This window comes from Blautia intestinihominis, from assembly GCF_040096655.1.
Classification (GTDB): Bacteria; Bacillota; Clostridia; order Lachnospirales; family Lachnospiraceae; genus Blautia_A; species Blautia_A intestinihominis.
This window is the reverse complement of the sequence record NZ_JBBMEI010000195.1, coordinates 1-792: the sequence shown is the minus strand read 5'-3', so window position 1 is coordinate 792 and position 792 is coordinate 1. Positions and strand designations below refer to the sequence as shown.

Sequence of the window (792 nt, the reverse complement as noted above, 5' to 3'; positions counted from 1 at the left end):
GCGATTGCTTCCCAGAAAAAGGACTACCGTTTCAAAATCGGCACGATTGGGGAAAAGAAGCCGGAGGACTGGATTGTAGTGGAAGGACAGCATGAACCGCTGATTGACCGCATGAGCTTTGACATTGTGCAGAACAAGCTGAAATCCCGCCAGCGTCCGGGGCAGACCAATGAAATCAGCCTGTTTGCCGGACTGATAAAATGCGGCGAGTGTGGGAAGTCTCTGACGGTACGCTACACAAACGCAAAACATCCCCAGCAGATTTACTCCTGCAAGACCTACAATGCCTTTGGAAAGAACCACTGCACCCAGCACCGGATTGATTATGACACCCTTTACAGTCATGTGCTGCGGAAAATCCGGGAATGTGCCAGAGCTGCCCTGATGGACGGGAAAGCGGTTGCTGACCGCCTGACCAATACCTGTGAAGCCGAGCAGCGGGAACAGCGGGAAGCAATGGAACGCTCCCTTACAAGGGACGAGGAACGGATTGAGGTTCTGGACAAAATGGTAATGCGGCTTTATGAAGATATGATTGCAGGGCGTATCAGTGAGCAGAACTTCAACACCATGCTGGAAAAGACACAGACCGAGCAGACGGAACTTAAAACAAAAGTGTCCGAGGGCAGAAAGCGGCTGTCCGATGAAGTCCAGCTTGCCAATGACGCAAAACAATGGGTGGAAGCCATTCAGGAATATGCCAACATCACAGAGTTGGACGCAGCCACCCTCAACCGCTTAATCAAAGAAATCGTCGTGCATGAGCGCATTGACGAAGATAAAACAAGACAC

1 protein-coding gene is annotated in these 792 nt (G+C 51.0%); it reads left to right on the top strand.

Annotated features, from left to right (window positions below; all coding sequences use genetic code 11):
• Nucleotides 1-792: recombinase zinc beta ribbon domain-containing protein (locus WMO75_RS19650; RefSeq protein ID WP_349078866.1), on the top strand; the 792-nt coding region annotated here is incomplete at both ends.